The sequence below is a fragment of the Massilia jejuensis genome (assembly GCF_042656795.1).
Lineage (GTDB): Bacteria > Pseudomonadota > Gammaproteobacteria > Burkholderiales > Burkholderiaceae_D > Telluria > Telluria jejuensis.
Genome location: NZ_JBHSMS010000022.1, coordinates 1 through 18,005, shown reverse-complemented (window position 1 = coordinate 18,005; position 18,005 = coordinate 1). Strand labels below are relative to the sequence as shown.

17 protein-coding genes are annotated in these 18,005 nt (G+C 61.6%); 11 read left to right on the top strand and 6 right to left on the bottom strand.

Annotated elements, in window-relative coordinates:
* The first annotated feature begins 264 nt into the window (after positions 1 to 264).
* The 5 genes from ACFPOU_RS05710 (at position 265) to ACFPOU_RS05690 (ending at position 5,743) form a co-directional block, all read left to right on the top strand.
* Entirely contained in the window at positions 265 to 582 is a 318-nt protein-coding gene (locus ACFPOU_RS05710; RefSeq protein WP_379718079.1) for a hypothetical protein, read from the top strand.
* Between the two features lie 296 nt (positions 583 to 878).
* Positions 879 to 3,359 (top strand): adenosylcobalamin-dependent ribonucleoside-diphosphate reductase, encoded by a 2,481-nt coding sequence (locus tag ACFPOU_RS05705; RefSeq protein WP_379718077.1) that lies wholly within the window; start codon positions 879 to 881, stop codon positions 3,357 to 3,359.
* Between the two features lie 778 nt (positions 3,360 to 4,137).
* A complete protein-coding gene (locus tag ACFPOU_RS05700; RefSeq protein ID WP_259213709.1) occupies positions 4,138 to 4,647 on the top strand; it encodes a JAB domain-containing protein in 510 nt (169 codons plus the stop codon).
* A gap of 248 nt (positions 4,648 to 4,895) precedes the next feature.
* Complete coding sequence (locus ACFPOU_RS05695; RefSeq protein WP_259213710.1) at positions 4,896 to 5,348, top strand: hypothetical protein; 453 nt, start codon at positions 4,896 to 4,898, stop codon at positions 5,346 to 5,348.
* 95 nt (positions 5,349 to 5,443) lie between these two features.
* Positions 5,444 to 5,743 (top strand): hypothetical protein, encoded by a 300-nt coding sequence (locus ACFPOU_RS05690; protein ID WP_379718075.1) that lies wholly within the window; start codon positions 5,444 to 5,446, stop codon positions 5,741 to 5,743.
* Here ACFPOU_RS05690 and ACFPOU_RS05685 read toward each other — a convergent pair.
* Positions 5,740 to 6,096 carry a hypothetical protein gene (locus ACFPOU_RS05685; protein WP_379718073.1) on the bottom strand — a complete coding sequence of 119 codons (357 nt, stop codon included), beginning with the start codon at positions 6,094 to 6,096 and terminating at the stop codon, positions 5,740 to 5,742. The two genes, ACFPOU_RS05690 and ACFPOU_RS05685, sit on opposite strands and share 4 nt — an antisense overlap.
* A 644-nt stretch (positions 6,097 to 6,740) precedes the next feature.
* Here ACFPOU_RS05685 and ACFPOU_RS05680 point away from each other — a divergent pair.
* The gene (locus ACFPOU_RS05680; protein ID WP_379718071.1) at positions 6,741 to 7,127 is read left to right on the top strand and encodes a hypothetical protein; all 387 of its coding nucleotides are present in this window, start codon (positions 6,741 to 6,743) and stop codon (positions 7,125 to 7,127) included.
* A gap of 389 nt (positions 7,128 to 7,516) precedes the next feature.
* Here the strand turns inward: ACFPOU_RS05680 and ACFPOU_RS05675 are convergent, their stop codons facing one another.
* Positions 7,517 to 7,714 carry a hypothetical protein gene (locus tag ACFPOU_RS05675; RefSeq protein WP_379718069.1) on the bottom strand — a complete coding sequence of 66 codons (198 nt, stop codon included), beginning with the start codon at positions 7,712 to 7,714 and terminating at the stop codon, positions 7,517 to 7,519.
* Positions 7,715 to 8,131: 417 nt separating this feature from the next.
* On the opposite strand from ACFPOU_RS05675, the gene ACFPOU_RS05670 reads away from it, so the two are divergent.
* Genes ACFPOU_RS05670 through mobF form a run of 5 tightly spaced genes read left to right on the top strand, consistent with a single transcriptional unit; the run spans position 8,132 to position 14,730 of the window.
* Positions 8,132 to 8,536: a hypothetical protein gene (locus tag ACFPOU_RS05670; protein ID WP_379718068.1), complete on the top strand. Its 405-nt coding sequence runs from the start codon at positions 8,132 to 8,134 to the stop codon at positions 8,534 to 8,536.
* On the top strand, positions 8,526 to 8,921 hold the full coding sequence (locus ACFPOU_RS05665) for a hypothetical protein (RefSeq protein ID WP_379718066.1): 396 nt from the start codon (positions 8,526 to 8,528) through the stop codon (positions 8,919 to 8,921). Before ACFPOU_RS05670 ends, ACFPOU_RS05665 begins: the two co-directional genes overlap by 11 nt.
* Positions 8,911 to 10,926, top strand: a complete 2,016-nt coding sequence (locus tag ACFPOU_RS05660) for a type IV secretion system DNA-binding domain-containing protein (RefSeq protein ID WP_379718064.1) — start codon at positions 8,911 to 8,913, stop codon at positions 10,924 to 10,926. The genes ACFPOU_RS05665 and ACFPOU_RS05660 overlap by 11 nt, the downstream gene beginning before the upstream one ends.
* A 1-nt stretch (position 10,927) precedes the next feature.
* Entirely contained in the window at positions 10,928 to 11,416 is a 489-nt protein-coding gene (locus ACFPOU_RS05655; protein ID WP_379718062.1) for a hypothetical protein, read from the top strand.
* Positions 11,413 to 14,730, top strand: a complete 3,318-nt coding sequence (mobF, locus tag ACFPOU_RS05650) for a MobF family relaxase (protein WP_379718061.1) — start codon at positions 11,413 to 11,415, stop codon at positions 14,728 to 14,730. Before ACFPOU_RS05655 ends, mobF begins: the two co-directional genes overlap by 4 nt.
* Positions 14,731 to 15,322: 592 nt before the next feature.
* Here the strand turns inward: mobF and ACFPOU_RS05645 are convergent.
* The 4 genes from ACFPOU_RS05645 to ACFPOU_RS05630 form a co-directional block, all read right to left on the bottom strand.
* Positions 15,323 to 16,288 (bottom strand): tyrosine-type recombinase/integrase, encoded by a 966-nt coding sequence (locus ACFPOU_RS05645; protein ID WP_379718059.1) that lies wholly within the window; start codon positions 16,286 to 16,288, stop codon positions 15,323 to 15,325.
* Positions 16,273 to 16,419 carry a hypothetical protein gene (locus ACFPOU_RS05640; protein ID WP_379718057.1) on the bottom strand — a complete coding sequence of 49 codons (147 nt, stop codon included), beginning with the start codon at positions 16,417 to 16,419 and terminating at the stop codon, positions 16,273 to 16,275. Before ACFPOU_RS05640 ends, ACFPOU_RS05645 begins: the two co-directional genes overlap by 16 nt.
* Positions 16,420 to 16,608: 189 nt before the next feature.
* Positions 16,609 to 16,779 (bottom strand): hypothetical protein, encoded by a 171-nt coding sequence (locus tag ACFPOU_RS05635; RefSeq protein ID WP_379718055.1) that lies wholly within the window; start codon positions 16,777 to 16,779, stop codon positions 16,609 to 16,611.
* Between the two features lie 280 nt (positions 16,780 to 17,059).
* Entirely contained in the window at positions 17,060 to 17,863 is an 804-nt protein-coding gene (locus ACFPOU_RS05630; RefSeq protein ID WP_379718053.1) for an IS5 family transposase, read from the bottom strand.
* Between the last annotated feature and the right edge of the window lie 142 nt (positions 17,864 to 18,005).

Here is an 18,005-nt window from a genome sequence, read left to right as displayed (position 1 = left end):
CAACACCGTCAGGGCCTGTTCCGGCCCCGACACCCGGCCCGAGGACTCCAGGTTCCGGTATCCGGATGAAAAACGCAAGCGCATGCTGCAAAATAAATCTATTGTCGGACAATAGCTAAAATGCTATGATTGTCGTGTCATCCCGGCGTCAATCAACCGTCCAGCGTAGGAGGCACCATTAGCTATACAGCGTATATCGAACACCTCTGCAACAGCAAGGGGATCAATGCAGCTTACGAAGAGGCATGCAAGACCATCCGCAGCATGGGCGCCGATGCCGACGCGCTTTGGTCTTCCCGGTTCTTCGTGCGGCAGATTCAGGACGACGGAAGCAAGAAACTCTGCCCGACGACCGAAAGGCGCGTCAGCCAGGCTTACGACGAACAGGACCTGGACGGCGAGCCCATCCCGGAGTTCCTGTATTGCGATGAGGACGGCCAGCTCTACCCGGTGACGGTCGGAGCGCAAGGCCGCCACGCACCAGACCCTGACGGCCCGGATGTGACGCCGTTCATTTACGCCAGCGCGGACATGATCGCAAATGGAAAGGTTGTCGGGGACGTCAGCTATACCGACCATTGAAACTCTCTTCACTCCGTATTCATCGTTAATTATTGTTGTTCTGCCCGGGTTTCGCTTGACTCGGGCATAAACACGGAAAGCCAAGCAACGAGGATTTTATCGGCAACGCAGTATTAGTCTTGATAAAACCGGACCAGTTTAATAATGGATGCGCACCGAGGGAGAAAGCTCAATATTATCCCGCTCACGTTTCGATAAAATAGTTTTAACCATTTAAATATGTCGCCCTCTCGAAAGCGATTGCATAACGGCGGCGGCATTTCCTATTCCTGATCTTTTGATTTTGTGGGGGCTATATGAACGCAAGCGAAGGGCTGATCAATTCCATGATGCCGCAGGAAGTTTCAAACGACGTGCTTATCGAAAAATACGCGAAGGGGAACGAGCAAAGCGTGTTTGAAGTGCGGCGGCGGGTTGCCGAAGCACTGGCCCGGTGGGAACCGGAATCGCAGCGCAGTCATTTCGCAGAACAGTTCATGTGGGCCCAAGAACACGGATTTATTCCCGGCGGACGTATTAACTCGGCTGTGGGCCTGGACACGAATGCCACGCTCATTAACTGTTTCGTGCAACCCGTCGGCGATTCCGTTACGGGAATTGAAGACGGTCTCCCAGGCATTTACACGGCCCTCGCACAGTCGGCCGAGACCATGCGTCGCGGCGGCGGTGTCGGCTATGACTTTTCAGCGATCCGGCCTGCCGGTAGCGTAGTGAAAGGAACGGGGTCGCGTGCATCCGGACCAGTCCCGTACCTCGCTCTTTTCGATGCTTCGTGCAGGACCGTAGAATCGGCGGGTGCGCGGCGCGGCGCACAGATGGGCGTCCTGCGGATCAGCCATCCCGATATCGAGCGGTTCATTGCCGCCAAGGACGGCGGCGAACTCAGCTGTTTCAATCTCTCGATCGGCGTCACCGACGAATTCATGGAGGCAGTCGAGCGGGGCGGGACCTTCGACCTGGTGCACAAAGCGGAGCCCGGTGAGGAACTCATTGCGGCCGGCGCCTCCAAGCGGGCCGATGGCCTGTGGGTCTATCGCCAGGTGCAGGCGCGCGAGCTGTGGGACAAGGTCATGCATTCGACGTACGACCACGCCGAGCCAGGCGTTCTGTTCGTTGACCGGATGAACGCCGAGAACAACCTGTGGTACGCCGAAAAGCTGAGCGCCACCAACCCTTGCGGGGAACAGCCCCTGCCGGCATACGGCTGCTGTGACCTCGGTTCCCTCAACCTGACACAATTCGTCCGCAATCCCTTCAGCGCGGAAGCCTCCTTCGACTTCGACATGATGCGCCGCGTGATCCCGGTCGCGGTGCGCATGCTTGATCTGGTCCTCGACGCCACCGTCTGGCCGCTCGAGGAGCAGGCGGCCGAGGCAAAGGCGAAACGCCGGATCGGTTTGGGTTTCCTGGGCCTGGGCAGCGCCCTGATCATGCTGGGCCTGCGCTATGACGCAGAGGACGGGCGTGCACTCGCGTCCACCATTGCCCGTGAAATGCGGGATGCTGCCTACCGCGCGTCGATCGAGCTGGCCAGGGAGAAGGGCGCCTTCCCCCTGTTCGATGTAGATGCTTATCTGAATGGCCGGTTCGTGGGGCGTCTGCCTGCCGATCTTCAAGAGGCAATCCGTGCGCACGGCATCCGCAATTCCCACCTGCTGTCGATCGCGCCGACGGGAACGATCACGCTCGCCTTTGCCGACAACGCGTCGAACGGGATCGAACCGGTATATGCCCTGACGTACCAGCGGACCAAACTGATGCCGGATGGCTCGAAGCGTCAGTACGAGGTGCAGGATCACGCCTGGCGCCTGTTCGTCCACCGCGGCGGCGACGTCGCCCCGGACGCTCTGCCTGCCCACTTCGTTACCGCGCTGCAGATGTCGGCGGCAGACCATCTCAAGATGATGACCGCTGTGCAACCTTTCGTCGATACCGCGATCTCGAAGACCGTCAACGTGCCGGCAGACTATCCCTACGACGATTTCAAGGGCCTGTACGCTGCTGCCTGGCGCGCCGGCCTGAAAGGCATGGCCACCTACCGTCCAAACGCTGTCCTCGGGAGCGTCCTCAGCGTGACGCCGGAGGAGGGTACGGCGCCCCCGGTGCCTGCGGACGACGATCCGCTGCGCAAACCTTTCGACAGGCGGCCGGACGGTATTCTGGAAGCGGTCACCTCGAAGATTCCCTATGGGACCCAGGAGGGAATCAAGTCCTGCTATCTCACGGTCAGCTTCATGCCGGTCAGCGGCCTCGTTGGCGGCAAGGAAGTCACCATCGAAAGGCCATTCGAATTCTTCATGCCGGCTGGACAACGCAGCGAAAGCCAGCAGTGGATCACCGCGTCGATGCGTCTTCTCTCGCTTGCTGCGCGGGCAGGCGGATCCGTGGCCAAAGCCCTGGAGGACATGCGCAAGGTTGTCTGGGAGAAGGGGCCAGTACGTTGCGGCCACCTGAAGAAACAGAATGGTACGCAAGCGCCGATGTTCCATGAGTCGGAAGTGGCGGCAGTCGGATTCATGCTGCAGCGCCTTCTGATTCAACGCGGGTTCCTCGATGCGGAGGGCAAGCAAGTGCCTGTGGCCGACCTGGCACGCGCATACGCCGCACGCAACCAGGATCTGGCTTGCGACTTCGAGGCACCCGGAAGCGTCCCGGATCTTCAACACCACCAGGTCACAGGCGGCAGCAAGTGTCCCGAGTGCGGCGCACCCGCACTGCGCAAGGTCGACGGATGCCAGCGCTGCGAATCCTGCTCCTACATCGGTAGCTGCGGCTGACGATCCACGGGACCTGCAGGTCGAGGGTAGCCGCTGGGTCAGCGGTTGCCCGGTCCCGCTTTAGCAGCCCGCTGCCAAGGCGCGCTGTCGAAAGATTTCAGGAAAGAACAATAGTCGCCCAGTGCCACCGTTGCCGCGAGGACGGGCGCACGCTTTCCCGCTTACGATGCCGTGCGCCGCGCCTGGCTGGCACCATCCCTTCCCACCACGTTTCACGGCGCTGCGCGCTACGCGCGCAGCCTGTCGACCTGGTCGACAGGCTGGGCAGCTGCGCCGCCCGGTCCGTCCAGAGGCTGCGCCTGGCGAAGTCAGACTTTCGCAAGCGAAAGTAAGAACGGGAAAACGCAACCCCCGACTCCGGTGCCGCTTTCGCACCATTCCCGTTCCACCGCGCACCTATCGCCCATCTCTCCGGCAGGATCGCACGGCGGCGAGCTATGCCGTCAAGGCGCGCCTCGCCCGTTCGGTGCTCGCCTTCGGCTGCGCTCCGCGTGCGGCCTCCGGGGCGTCCATGACGGCGCCCGCAGCCATGCGACCGTGCCTCCGAGGCGAGAGGTACACGGTGTCACTCCGGGGCGGGCCTGTGCTCCGCTGGTCCTTGGCTGCTCAAGCGAGCAGGCAACACCGTCAGGGCCTGTTCCGGCCCCGACACCCGGCCCGAGGGCTCCAGGCTCCGGTATTACGGCGCTGCGCGCAAGAGCGAAAACACAACATTTGTGCTATTGACGGTCAATAGTTTTTGACGTATAATAAATCCATCAACTGACCGGAGGACAACATGACCGATGTGACTACCCTCAGCTGCCGCGACAGCGGCGCCGTAGCAAATCTGACTGATCGCCGCCAGCAGGAAAATGCAGTCATCGCAGAAGCGATGAACATACTCCGCCGCCGGACATACCGCGCTAGCTACGAACGCTGCGACTGCCCAGCGGTCGTCAGGCAGCATCTGATGCTTGCGTATGGCGAAGCAGAAAGGGAACACTTCGGGGTCATCTGGCTTGACGTAAAGAATCGCATCATCAAGCGCGACGTGCTGTTTACCGGGACACTCACGCACGTAAGCGTTTCCCCTCGCGAAGTGGTCAAGGCGGGATTGCAGCTGAACGCGGCCAGCTGCATCGTATTCCACAACCACCCCAGCGGCGTGACCGAACCCAGCGAAGCGGATCGGATGGTAACGAAGTCGCTTTCCGATGCGCTCCAGTTGGTGGAAATGCGGATTTTGGATCACATCATCGTCGCCGGCGCCGAAAGCTATTCGTTTGCCGAGCATGGCCTGATTTGAGCCCCACGGCGCCCAGGCGAAATGCCAGAGGCGCCGCCGTCGACCTGTCCGGTCGACGGCGCCCTCCGCGCCTAACGGCGCTGCGCGCTGCGCTTGCTTGCCCGCCCGCGCTGCCGCCTGGCCGGCCTGTTGACCCTGCAGCAAACGAGAATCGCCGCCGACCTATCTTCGAGGTGAAGTCATGAAGGTACATTGCCCCGTGTTGCGCCCGTTTGTACAAGTTCCCCTGGATTTTCTGGAGGAACGCCATGCGTTTTGAACGCCAACAACGATACGGCCCCCGTCCCCTGACAGATCGCCAACGGGCCGCATATGCGCGCAAGCTGGCCAAAGAACAGGCGCGCTACCCGCTGTTCGCGGACCACGTCGCCGCCGAGCAGCGGCCATTAGACCAAGAGATCAAACGCCGGGAAGAGCATGCCACGCGATGGGAGTCCGATCGGCGCCAGTTCCTGGCGGACGTGTGGCGCCGAGCGCGTGCTGCCTACTTCGCGCAGCCGGAAGAAATACGCATGCGGATCCGGCAAAAGTGGCGCACCTGGGCCGGTCCGTGCACCGCCACCTATTTCGCATCCATGGTCGATGTCGAAAGTGGGGAACAGGCGCGGCGACTTGCCCGTCTCGAGGCGGAGTTCGCCCCGGTCCGGGAGCGCATCTGGCGCCAGGTTTGCGCCGAGCGTTCATCCACGCTGGATTTATAAACGCGCGGCGCCGGCTTGCGCCGGCGCCGTTCCTCACCTTGCCGCGTTTCCGGTACTATTGCGGGCACCCAAGAACGCGACACCCACAGGAACTCATGCCCAGCCAGCCCGAATTGCCGCTTAGCGCGGCCCGACTCGTCGACCACGTCGACGCCCACGGCGCGACTGAAGAAGCGATGCTTCTGCTGGAAATTGTGTTGGCGAGCTCGCACCCTGATTTCGTTACCTCGCTCGCAAGTGCGCGCCTGTTGCCGCTCGAGCTGCGCGAGGCTGTCTGCGATTTCGTGCGCTACGTGCTGATGGAGGGTCTCACGGCCTCGCAACAGCAATCCCTGTTTTCCTGGGCCCAGCGCAAGATGCTGGCCGGGCCCGGATCTGCCCAACCAAACAGTTAGGCAACTGACTCGAGCGGCGCCGGATCGGACGCTTTCGCTGGTTCAGGCGCTTTTTTCGAACTGTCCTTCGCCGCGCCACTTTCCTGCACCGCCGCGCGCGACCCTTTCACTTCCTCGACCTTCAACAGTCTGCGCAGTGCCGGTAGCGCTTCGGTCCACCTGTCCACCGGAACCATGTCAAGCTTCTCGGTCCGGAGGAAGGTGGTAATTGCCTTCTGATTCCGCTCCAGGTCCTTGCGCTCTTTTTCCCGCTTCTGGTTCATGAGCTTGGTCAGCCGTTCCTGGGCCGCTGCGATCTCTTCGTCGAGTGATTTTCCTTTCTTCCCTTGCGTGCCTTGCGTTGCTGCGCTCATCGTTTGGCCTCACTGGTTGGTTGTGCCGATCGGTGAAATTCACCTCGGCGTGCTTTTAATTCTAATCACATCAGTGCCGCTTGTGTACAGCCTGATATCAATACCTCGCTTCCCGTCCGTGTCGGCGTTTCGCGGTTGGCGCCGCCGCGGTGCCAATGCGTGGGCGTCTCCCTTCGGGAGCGGGCTCTCGTGCTTCGCATCGAGCCCGCTGCGCGGTCTCGCCCCTTCGGGCTTCCATCCCTGACGCCTCCGCGCCTGCGGCGCTGCGCGCTCCGCTTGCCTTCCATGCCACTTCCCTGATTGTCGCGGAATCCCGGTGCCGGCCAGCTGGCCTCGAACCGGCGCGGTGACGCTACGCGCACCGACGCCTCCGGCCAGGTCCGGGTCGTGGCGCGCCTGCGGCGGATATACGGCATGCCTGCCAGGTGGTCCCGACCCGGGCGCGGTGACGCTGCGCGCACCGACGCCTCTGGCCAGCGCCTGGCTGGTGGCGGGCCCGCGCCCGATCAAGGCAAAACCGACCGGATGCCCTGACCCGGGCGCGGTGACGCTGCGCGCACCGACGCCTCTGGCCGGTTCCTGGCTGGTGGTGCGCCGACGGCAGACCGAGGCGAAGCCGGCCAGGTGGTCTCGACCCGGGCGCGGTGACGCTGCGCGCACCGATGCCTCTGGCCAACTCCGGGCTGGTGGTGCGCCGGCTCCCGATCGAGGCGAAGCCGGCCAGGTGGTCCGACCCGGGCGCGGTGACGCTGCGCGCACCGACGCCTCTGGCCAGCGCCGGGCTGGTGGCGGGCCCGCGCCCGATCAAGGCAAAACCGACCGGATGCCCTGACCCGGGCGCGGTGACGCTGCGCGCACCGACGCCTCTGGCCGGTTCCTGGCTGGTGGTGCGCCGACGGCAGACCGAGGCGAAGCCGGCCAGGTGGTTCCGACCCGGGCGCGGTGACGCTGCGCGCACCGACGCCTCTGGCCAGCGCCTGGCTGGTGGCGGGCCCGCGCCCGATCAAGGCAAAATCGACCGGATGCTCTGACCCGGGCGCGGTGTCGCTGCGCGCACCGACGCCTCTGGCCAGCGCCTGGCTGGTGGCGCGCCTGCGCCGGATCAAGGCGAAATCGACCAGGCGCCCGGACCCGGGCGCGGTGACGCTGCGCGCACCGACGCTTCTTGGCAGTTCCATGGCTGGTGGTGCGCCTGCGCCGGATCGAGGCGAAATCGACCAGGTGCCCGGACCCGGGCGCGGTGACGCTGCGCGCCCCGACGCCTACGGCCAGCTCCGGGCTGGTTACGCGCCTGCGCCGGACCGAGGCAAAGCCGGCCAGGTGGTCCCGGCCCGGGCGCGGTGTCGCTGCGCGCACCGACGCCTACGGCCAGCTCCGGGATGGTTGCGCGCCTGCGCCCGCTCAAGGCGAAACCGACCAGTTAGCCCGACCAGGGCGCGGTGACGCTGCGCGCCCTGACGCCTCCGGCCAGTTCCAGGCTGGTGGCGCGCCGGCGGCGGATCGGGGCGAAACCGACCAGGTGGCCCGACCCGGGCGCGCTGTCGCTGCTGATCCCGAAGCGTAACCAGGCAAGGGAGGGATGCGCCGCGGGTGGATTCGGCCGCGCTGTCCAGCGCACGGTCCGGCTATCGCCAGCCCGTGCGGAGGTGGACGATTTGGCCTCGTTGCCCTCGGCCAAGATTTGAACGACTCCAGCGCAGGCGGGCCGGTTCCCGTCCCGCCTGCGGAGGTTTTAAACGGCGGACGCTATCCGGTGGACCGGACCGCGTCCGCGGATGACGAACGTGTGGGGGGAGGACCCCCCACACCCCTACGAAGAGGCACACACATTACGCACGTAACGTGCAGGCCCCGATTTGCCGCTAACTGCTTGATCTTAAAGCGGAAAAGCTGTTAACACTTTAACCTCCAACCCGACTGCAAAACGTCTTGACCGACAAGACCTGCGCTAAATCAGCGCGTTACATTGTTTTCAATTGCCCACACGTGGCCGAAAGTATAATATTTAATTTAAATTGACTTTTCGGAGTCCCCGATGAAGAGCATCCCCGTTGGAACCCGCCTTGACCATGAGCTCCATGAAGCTTTTCAAGCCGAGATGAAGCGCCGCGGACAAGACCAATCCCAGCTTCTCAGGACCTTTGTCCGTGATGGCCTGGCCCGCTACGACTCGTACTCCGAACAGGTCATGCAGACGCAGCTCGCCATCCTGGAACACCTGAAAAAGCTGCAGGAAATGATTGGGGCGGTCATGCATCTCGATGTTGAGCAAAGCGTGCTCGCGCTGCGCCAGAATCCTGACGAATCGGCAGAAGCGTACAAGGAACGTCTCACGGCGACGTACCGCAAAACGGTCTTCGAGGCACTGGGCAAGGGTGCCCGTATTGCTGCCGTTTCTGCCTCCAAGCCCGCGAACGTGAAGGTTGGCCATGATCATTGATCTTCCTGACTTTGAGAGCCAGAACGCTCTGGCGGAGCTGCCTGCAGGTCGGTACATGGTCGTCGAGTCGCTGTACGCCCTTGAACGTCTTCCATCCTGCCAGGTCATCTTGAGCGAGATCGTCACCGCCAGCGAAAGCCGAACAGTGGGCGCCGATCTTCAAATCCTCTTTGGTGATGGCAGCTCGCTCTTTCGAGACTTCGCCGTGGCGCCCGACGGCGGCTGGCGGGACAGCTACGGGGCGAAGGCGGATACGCTGGCCGACCTTTTACCCCCGGAGGTTGCAAACTTCAAGCTCATTAACAGGCTCGGCACCGTCGTCGATCACGACGGCTGCGGACACTTAATTGCTGTCGGAGACAAGGAGGCGAACCATGGCGCGTAACATCGCCGCTACTAACGCCGGCGTAGGTCAGGCGAGCGTCTCGACCCGGATCAAGCTGACTATTCAGGCGGCGAAGAAGTGCCTGTTCTTCGGAGCGCTGCCGATGTTCGTGACACCGCTCGCGTATTGGATTTCTGCCTCCACGCCTCAGGAGTACGACGTCGCAAAACTTGCGGTGACGCGGCTTGTCGTCGATGAGACGGTGCACCGAAAATGGAGGATGCGTGACGCGGCGGGTGTCCGCAGGATTGTCAGCGTGGATACTGGAAGCGGCCCTTTTATCCAGTACATCGCAGCGAAAGATCTCCCTACGGTGCTGGGGGAAGGATGGGCGCCTGCGCGTGCGCTGACGCGCACGTTCTGGATCGCAGTGGGTGCCGCGGCCGTGGGTTATCTCGGTGTTTGGCAGCTGTTCGTCTTGCGAGGACGGCAGCAACAAGCGAATCGCCGTATCCGTGGTGCAAGCGACATCGTCGAGCCGTCCGAGCTTAGTCGCCTGGTGCGTCAGCGCGGCGGGTCTGACTACCGTTTGGCCGATGTACCTCTTCCCAAGGACGCGCCGATGCGAGGGATTCTTGCGGTCGGGTCGCAAGGCAGCGGCAAGTCGATGGCCATCCACGACTTCATGCAACAGGTGTTTGCTAAAAAACGGAAATGCGTAATCTACGACCAGAGCGGCGAGTTCTTCCGTGCGTACTTCCGCCCGGGAAAGGATATGTTTTTCAATCCGGCATTCAAGGGGTCACTACCGTGGTCGATCTTTAAAGAGATGCACAACAGGTATGACGCGAACACCCTGGCCCAGGCATTTCTGCCGCCGAAGTCGGCGGCCGGCGCCGTCGGGGCGAACAGCTTCTTCGAGGACGCCGCCCGCGCGCTCTTTTCGGTGATCCTGCTGCGCCTCACTGAACGGGGAGCGGTGAACACCAAGGATATGGCGCGTGCGATCCTGGAGATGCCGGACATCGAAATGGAGCACTTAATCCAGAAATCTGTCGCAAGCTCTGCTATTGGGGGAGATTCGAAGAGTCAGCGGCAGGGCGTGATCAGCTCAATCTCGATTTACCTCGATGGCATCGCGGCTGTGAACGAAGGCGCTTGGTCAATAGCGGAATTCCTTGATCGGCCGGACGATGCCCGCCTCTTCATTTTTGGAAGCGACGACACGAAGGCGATGTTTGCCCCGTTGTACCGCTTGATCCTGCAGGTCGCGTTCTCGTCGATCGCAGCGCGGCAGGAAGTCGTGCACTACGATCGGTATTGGTTCCTCCTGGACGAGGTGCACACGCTTGGCGATATCAAGATCGAAGAGCAACTGGCGACGTTGCGGAAATATGGCGTCTGCGTGCTGGCAGGGACACAGAACGACAGCCAATTCGTCACCTCAATCGGCAAGGATCGCGCCGAATCGACCATGAACGGGTTTAACACCCTACTGCAGTTAGCCCTGAACGACGCGGAAGCCAAGGAGCGCGCAGCAAAGCGCTTCGGCAAGGTCGAGACCGAGACGATTTCGCAGAACCAGGCGGTTGCCGTGGTCGAGCAGCGTGACGGCGCCGGTCTGGTCATCAATGAGCAGGAGAAGTGGGCAGTCATGCCTGCCACGTTCGGCCAACTGGACATTTGCACCGGTTTTCTGAAGTTCGCGGGCAACTACCCGATCGCGCGCGTCGATTATTCTTCATGGCTGCGCCCGCGGTTCGGATTCTTGCCGGCGCGGATAGCGTCGTTCGCTCCACGCCAGGAAAATCCCCCACGCGACGAGCGGTTTCAAATTAGTCGACCGACGCTACCAAGCGGCGAAAGTGCTTTCGATGGCGTGCGAAGGGAGGCGGAGCTTGCGCGGGCCGAAGCAGAGCGCAAGAAAAAGGAGGAGCAGGAGCGAGAGAAGCAGCAAACGAACGAGCAGCAAACCGCGGCGGAAGTGATCGACGTATCAATGACGTCGTCGTCCACCGAAGTCGCTACACCGAACGCCAACCGTGATCTTGACCTTGGGCTTTGACATGCTTGCGACCGAATCCTCGCTGGTTAAACGCGCTATCAACATGCTGGTCCTTTGTGCTGTCTTCATGGCGCTCGGAATTTATGTGTTTCGCACTGAGATCGCCGATACCGCTTTGGACAGCTTTGCAGGTAATGACGCTGCGATCAAGCGCAAGTGGCTTCCGGGAACGCATGGAAAACTAGTCCTGCGCCCAGAACGGAATGATGCGACCTTCCTCCGAGTCGGTGCGCTTCGTTCCGGCTCCCCGTCGTCCATCGGTATTCCGGTTTCCTTCGATCTGATCAACCTCGGGGACGCGAACGATTTTCCGAACATCGCAGTGGTGATGGTGGGCGCCGACGGGCGGCCTATTCGGCAAGTCCTGTTTTCGCCGGCTGACTATACTCACGACAGTCAGTTTGGGCACGAACGGATCGAGCTTCTCCTGCAACCGAGGGCAAGCGAGCGGAGCTTCACCGTACAGGCCTTCTACGGGGAGCGGCCATGATCGGACTTCACAAGCTCACGAGCAGCGTTCACGCCGCGCGCTATCACGACAATGCCTTGAAGGAGGACGGTCCCGCGCACGACCGGGCCGACAACTATTACGTAAACGAGCAAGCAACCCTGACCTGGCATGGGAAGGGAGCCGAGATCCTCGGCATCGCGGGTGAGGAGGTGACAAAAGAGCAGTTCGTCAAGTTTCTGGATGGCGAAGTCACCAATCCCGCCACCGGCGAGGTGCAGGACCTGTCTGCGAACTCAAAGGGGGATGGACGACGGTTAGGATACGACTTCACGATTTCAGCCCCGAAAAGTGTTTCGATCGTCGGCCTGGTCGGCGGCGACGAGAGGGTGGTGCAGGCTCATATCGAAGCGAACCGAACGGCCATGAATTGGTTGCAGGAGCATGGCGCACAGGCGCGGATAAAGGATGAGAATGGGAAGAACTTGGCGAAGGCGACTGGCAACCTTTTATATGCGACTGTGCAGCATGAGACCAGCCGCGCGAACGACCCCCAACTGCACAATCACAATGTTGTAGTCGCCATCACATACGACGAGGACGCGCAAAAGTGGCGAAGCCTGACCAACGATGAGCTGTTCCAGATTCGCACCCAGGCGGACACGATCTACAAGGCAGAGCTAGCTCGCAATCTGCGTGAAGCCGGGTACGAGATCGTATACCGCGACAATGGCGTCGACTTCGATATACGCGGCGTAGAGGGCGCGCAGCTGGAAGCTTTCAGCCAGCGGAGCCAACAGATGCGCGAAGCGCTCCTGGCACGGGGCATCGATCCGGACGGGGCATCGCACCAGGCGCGCCAGACCGCGGTGCTTGATACGCGCGCGCGGAAGACCGACCATGATCGTGACTACTTGCGCGAGATCTGGAGCGAGAAAGCCCGTGAGGTGGGACTCGATCTGTCGGGGATCGTCGAGAACGCCAAGCGTGCAGGACCGCAGATGGTGCCCGAAGAGACCCTGGCCAGGGAGGGCGTTACCCGGGCCATGAAGCACTTGTCTGAGCGCGAACAGGCGTTTGCCGTATCGCAGCTAGAGTCAGAATCCGTGTTCTTCAGCGGCGGCGCCGGCATCCAGGCCGTTAAGCAGGCGATTGATGACCGCAAGGAAGACCGCTCCCTGGTCGACCGGGCGGGCCCTGGGACATCGAGGTTGACGACGTCGACGGCGATCGCGAACGAGCTGACGCTTCAGGACAGCATTCGGAAGGGAAAAGGCAAGGGCGTAGCCGTCGTGCAAACGAAAGAGGAGTTCGACCAGCTCCTCGTCCGCTTTGAAGCCAGGAAGACGGCCGAGGTCGGTACTTCATTCAAGCTCTCGGTCGAGCAGGTGAATGCGGCTCGCAACGTCCTAATGCATCCCGACAAGTTTCAAGGAATACAGGGGGATGCCGGCACCGGCAAGACGGCCGCGCTTGAGTTCGTTCAGGAAGTAGCCCGCGAGCGTGGATGGGAGACGCGCGGCATTGCGACATCGACCACGGGTGCGCGCGAGCTCGAGAAAGCGACCGGGATCCAGAGCCAAACCGTCGCGGCATTCTTGACGGAAAGAGATGAGCGTATCAGGATGCTGCAGGCCGAGCTGCGACAGCTTGAAGTCAACTTCGCCCACACGCCGGGGACTATTCCACAAGTCAAAAGGGTGGCCAAGCGAGACCTGGACCTGGAGGCGGGCGGTTTCACGCCAGGCCGCTACGTTTTTGACTCGAAGAGCGGCGAGGTGCTCAAGTCGCGCACCGGTACGTGGCACCCGTTAAATACTCTGGGGGTGAAGCTTCAGGATGCCGGCCAGGCCCGCCTCGCCGGCGCCGACGCGCCGCAGAGCACTGAACGGTTCGCGGACCGGTTCCGAGCGCGCGCTACGCGCGCCGTCGGTACCGTTCAGGAAACACTGGGGCGAAGCCTTGCGAGCTACGAAGCCGTCGACCGAGGGGAAGCCAGGGCGGCGCGCGCAGAGCACCGGGAGCAGAACGTGCAGGAAAGGGGACAACTGCGCTCCTACCTGGCCAAAACTGCACAGATCGAGAATTTACTGGCGACCGGGAATGCGGAGGGCAAGAGGTTCCTTCTCGTAATGGACGAATCGTCGATGACAGGTGCAAAGGACTCTGCGCGGATATCGGAGATCGCGCGCGACATGGGCGCGCGTGTCGTCCTGCAGGGGGACACCAAGCAGCACGGATCGGTTTCGGCTGGCCGGGCGTTTCTACAGACTCAAGAGGGCGGCATCAACCTGTCGAAAATCGAGGAGACGCGCCGCTTCGATAACGCTACAGAACAGCAGAAGAAAGCGATCGCCGAAATGAAGCAGGGCAGATTTGCAGCTGCCCTGCAATCGCTCGACACTACTATCAACAACGACTTGTACGGGACGGCGGCCGCCCGCTACATCGAAAACCGGCAGCAGTTGCTGAGCGAAGGAATCACCGAACCGAAGATCGGCGTAGTCACGGTCACCAATCACGACCGCAAGGAGACGAATCAGGCGGTGCGTGGGGCCCTACGCAAAGAAGGCGTCATCACCGGGCCGGAGCATAGGAAAGAGCACCTCGACGATCCGAAACTTACCGAGCAGCAGTACCAGCACGTCGCCTCGCTGGCAAACGAGAGCGTCGACCGGCTGACGGCACTACGTGACTACAGAAGCCTTGGAATTGCCCGTGAGGAGATGCTGACGGTCGTGGATTATGACCTCAACAACAACCGGCTAGTCCTGCGCCGCGAGAATGGGAAGACAGTCGAGCTCGATCCGTCAAAGCACACACGGTTCAGCTTCGCCCGCATGGAGGAGCGCCACTACGCTGTCGGAGACGCGATCGAAGCCAGGGCGAATATCGGCCGCCTCAAAGATCCGACGCGCGTGGCAAATGGCACCCGAGGCGTGATTACGGAGATTGATGGGCAGGGGGCCCGCGTACTTTGGCAGGATGGGAGAGAAACCCAGATGTCGAACCAACAGCTGCGATACGTCGACCACGCCTATGCTCATACCTCCCATAAGGAGCAGGGCGTGACCACGCACCGCGAGATTTTTCTTGTGAGCGAGAAAGGCGCGCACTGGCTGAATCGTGAGGCAAGCTACGTGGCAGCCTCCCGGGCCAAGCAAAACACCGAAATCGTCACGACCGAGGAGGCATACGACAAGATGCTCGAGAACGCTGGCAAGCCTCCCCAGAAAACGACGGCGATCGATATCGGGCACAACCTTTCACTCGACCGTGTGCAGGTTCATGAGCGAACTCAGGAGCCCGCAAGGGAGCGGCATCGCGACCGTTCTGGGCCCGAGCTGGGTCTATGATGAACTATGACGGCACCGGCGACAGTCCGACACTTTCGCGCGCGAAAGTCGAATGAGACCATGGTTTGAAAGGTCATCTTTTAAATCTGGGCTTCTGGGCGCAAGAGCGGCCCCCGTCAGCAAAGTGTTCGCCGGCGACAACTCTGGGCCTGTTTGAGAGCGGCCTGCAGGACGCTCTGTCTGTGGGCGCAAGTAGATAAACAAGGCGTCCCTGATTGGTCAGGAGGGCGTAGGAGCGGCGATCGCCCACCCTTGTGTATGGTTGCATAGGGTCGTAGAAGTCGTTCGGCCATCTGCTAATTGCTGCAGCCTTCGACGGCCGCGGCTGCCTTAGGGCGTGGGCGACTTCGTTGCGTTTGTGTGTTCGCATGCCGTTGTGACGCGATCCAGTTATCGTCTCCCAGATGGACGCGAGGACAAATCAAACTGCTTCGATGGTAATCGACCTGGCTGTCATCCTCTTGCCTGAAATCGGCATGCAGGAAGCTGCGCTCATGTTACGCCGCCACAATACACCTTTCCGTATTGCTGCCCGAACACTCACTACATTATGGCGCCGGCGCATTGCCGACGGCCCAAAGCTAGTCGACGTTCAATAGGTGACCTTGAATGTCGGGCTCGCCTCGACCCGCGGCTGGCGACGGTCGTACATGCGCGTGGTGGCGATGTTTGCATGCCCGACCCAGTCCTGGACGCGCCCGATATCCGCATCGTTTTCGAGCGCGTTGGTGATCGCCGTCGCGCGCAGCGCATGTGGACCAAAACCGTCGACGTCGATGCCGACCATGCCGGCGTACCTCTCCAGCACGCGATAGACGCCGTCAGGTGTTATCGGCTTGCCGGCGCCGCGGGAATTGTTGCTGACGGGCTGGAACAGCGGCGCCGCCTTGTCGTCACTGCGGCCAGCCATCGTGAGGTAAGCCGCGATTGCGCCGGCCGCTGCCGGATGCAGCGGCACGTAACGGACTTTGCTGCCTTTGCCCTGCACGCGCAGATGGCGGACGCCGCGTCGTTCCTGCAGGTCGACCAAGTGCAGCGCGCATAGCTCGGCGCGGCGGAGCCCGTGGTAGAGCAGGGTGGCAAGAATCGCGCGATCGCGCAAGCCTTTCAGGGTCGCGCCGTTCGGCGCCGCCAGCAGTGCCCGCGCCTGGTCATCGCCGATCGCGGGCGTTGAGCCTTCCTGGCTGGCCACCTTCGGCCGCTTCACGCCGTCGACCGGGTTGCCCTGGACGGCGTTGGACTCGCACAGAGCATCGAACAGCGACGACAGCGCCGATAGCTTGCGGCGGATGGTCGCGCCGCCCAGCGCGCGCTGCTCAAGGTCGCGGCGCCAAGCCAGTACGTGGCCACGGCCGACATGGCGAAACGCGTGCGGATCCTCGATGCCGGCGAACGCCATGAATTCCTTGACGTCATTCTGGTAGGCGCGCCTCGTCTGCGGATTATCGATGTTGGCGAACCAGGTCAGCAGCGGCGGCGCCTTTGCCAATTGGTGGAAGTCGGCGGTTGTCAGACTGGCACCCGGCGGGCGGGTTGTGGTGGTCAGGTCGGTGGCCATTGCAAAACTTTCATCAATATAGGTGCTGCCGCGGCGACGAAGGCCGGCCAGGTCAGGCGGTCGATCAGGAGCACCGCTAGGCGGATCGGCCAAGGATCGTTCGGGAAGTAGTCCAGGGGCTGTTTTTTCATGGCTCGCGATGGGGCGTTACTGGTGCTTGCATCGTGGCGTAAAGAGAGGGGCTTGTGCCGGCCTGTCGCCCAATAAGTGTCGCGTCTCCCAATAAGCGGCCTAGCGGCTCCTTCACCCTGGGCGACGTCGTTGGTTAAACCACGCCTCCGTGAGCGAAACCTTGGCAGGGTGGATTGGCAATGACGATGTCAAAGGAGCCCTTTTATTAAAAATGCCAGCCATTTCAATTTGTCGGGCAGGCCCGAGAGCAAACCCGCCAGGACCAGTAAAAAGGTCAGCCACATCGCCAGCACAACCAACCGTACTGGCCAGGGATCTTTCTGGAAGAATTCAAGAACATGCTTTCGTTGCTGCTTCATCGTGACGCTCCGGTATGAATGGATACCGCCATTCTGCTGTCACGACTTTAGCGCCTGCTCACCAGTTTTCCTAACGGCCCAACGCAGTCCGGCCGAGCCCTACTTACATGCGTTTTTACTCTTGATAACATATTTTATCAAGAGTAAAAAGCTGAGCCAATTTGCCGATCTATGAGCACATTGAGTCGAGCGGCGGGAGGCGTGCAACGGGTTTTATGTCTAATGTACTTTGAGCTCTCGTACGAGGCGGGCACGTCGGCCCAGTCTCGCTTTAGAGCGCCTAACAAAACCTCTCGACATACCGCCAACAGATGAGCGAGCAGGCAAGCGACAGGAACGCCTGATGGATGTCTGCTCGCCGCTCGTACCGGATGCGCAATCTGCGGAAGCGGTGTAGCCAACCCAAGGTTCGCTCGACGACCCAACGCCACCGTCCAAGCCTTTCGCGCGACTCTACACCGTAGCGCGCGATACGAGCGGCGATGCCGCGACTGCGCAGCCACGCCCGATGGGCTCTCGAAGCGTACGCTCGGTCAGCATGTAACTTACCTGGACGTTGGCGGGCACGGCCAGCCAACCCTTTCACTGCCGGGATCGACTCTACCAATGGGATGAGGAAACGCGAGTCGTGTACTTGGGCGCCCGACATCTGAGCTACCAGTGGAAGCCCACGCTCATCGACCAGCAAATGGTGTTTGCTTCCGAGTTTGCCGCGATCGGTTGGGTTTCGGCCTGTGTGCTCGCCCCCGGCAGGTGCCGGTACGCTTGCAGCGTCAACGCAAGCTCGATCCCACATGATCTGGTCGTGCTCTCGAAGCCGTCGAAGAATCGCCTCGTGGATACGCTGCCAAACGCCGGCTAGCATCCATTCGTGAAGGCGACGCCAGCATGTCATTCCACTGCCGCAGCCGAGTTCGCGCGGCAAGTACTCCCACGGTATTCCAGTCTTGAGAACAAACAGGATTCCGGTCAGGGCCGCGCGATCATCGATGCGCGGGCGGCCGCCTTTCGGCGATGGGCGATGAGTCGGAAGATGAGCTGCTACTAGCAACCACAGGTCTTCGGGAAGAAGTGCACGGGCCATGGCATCAGTTCGTCTACGAACACGGACGCCATGTTAGTGCCCTGACTGGACCAGCGTACGTCCGCTATCGACCCAAAGCAATGGGATGGACTCCTCCTCCCCCTGAGGGCACGTAAGTGCCAAACTGGAGTTTCCACACTAC

Bases quoted from the DNA above. Each gene is read 5' to 3' on its own strand.
- ACFPOU_RS05710 (WP_379718079.1), top strand. From the start codon at position 265: ATGGGCGCCGATGCCGACGCGCTTTGGTCTTCCCGGTTCTTCGTGCGG.
- ACFPOU_RS05705 (WP_379718077.1), top strand. From the start codon at position 879: ATGAACGCAAGCGAAGGGCTGATCAATTCCATGATGCCGCAGGAAGTT.
- ACFPOU_RS05700 (WP_259213709.1), top strand. From the start codon at position 4,138: ATGACCGATGTGACTACCCTCAGCTGCCGCGACAGCGGCGCCGTAGCA.
- ACFPOU_RS05695 (WP_259213710.1), top strand. From the start codon at position 4,896: ATGCGTTTTGAACGCCAACAACGATACGGCCCCCGTCCCCTGACAGAT.
- ACFPOU_RS05690 (WP_379718075.1), top strand. From the start codon at position 5,444: ATGCCCAGCCAGCCCGAATTGCCGCTTAGCGCGGCCCGACTCGTCGAC.
- ACFPOU_RS05685 (WP_379718073.1), bottom strand. From the start codon at position 6,096: ATGAGCGCAGCAACGCAAGGCACGCAAGGGAAGAAAGGAAAATCACTC.
- ACFPOU_RS05670 (WP_379718068.1), top strand. From the start codon at position 8,132: ATGAAGAGCATCCCCGTTGGAACCCGCCTTGACCATGAGCTCCATGAA.
- ACFPOU_RS05665 (WP_379718066.1), top strand. From the start codon at position 8,526: ATGATCATTGATCTTCCTGACTTTGAGAGCCAGAACGCTCTGGCGGAG.
- ACFPOU_RS05660 (WP_379718064.1), top strand. From the start codon at position 8,911: ATGGCGCGTAACATCGCCGCTACTAACGCCGGCGTAGGTCAGGCGAGC.
- ACFPOU_RS05655 (WP_379718062.1), top strand. From the start codon at position 10,928: ATGCTTGCGACCGAATCCTCGCTGGTTAAACGCGCTATCAACATGCTG.
- mobF (WP_379718061.1), top strand. From the start codon at position 11,413: ATGATCGGACTTCACAAGCTCACGAGCAGCGTTCACGCCGCGCGCTAT.
- ACFPOU_RS05645 (WP_379718059.1), bottom strand. From the start codon at position 16,288: ATGGCCACCGACCTGACCACCACAACCCGCCCGCCGGGTGCCAGTCTG.
- ACFPOU_RS05640 (WP_379718057.1), bottom strand. From the start codon at position 16,419: ATGAAAAAACAGCCCCTGGACTACTTCCCGAACGATCCTTGGCCGATC.
- ACFPOU_RS05635 (WP_379718055.1), bottom strand. From the start codon at position 16,779: ATGAAGCAGCAACGAAAGCATGTTCTTGAATTCTTCCAGAAAGATCCC.
- ACFPOU_RS05630 (WP_379718053.1), bottom strand. From the start codon at position 17,863: ATGGCCCGTGCACTTCTTCCCGAAGACCTGTGGTTGCTAGTAGCAGCT.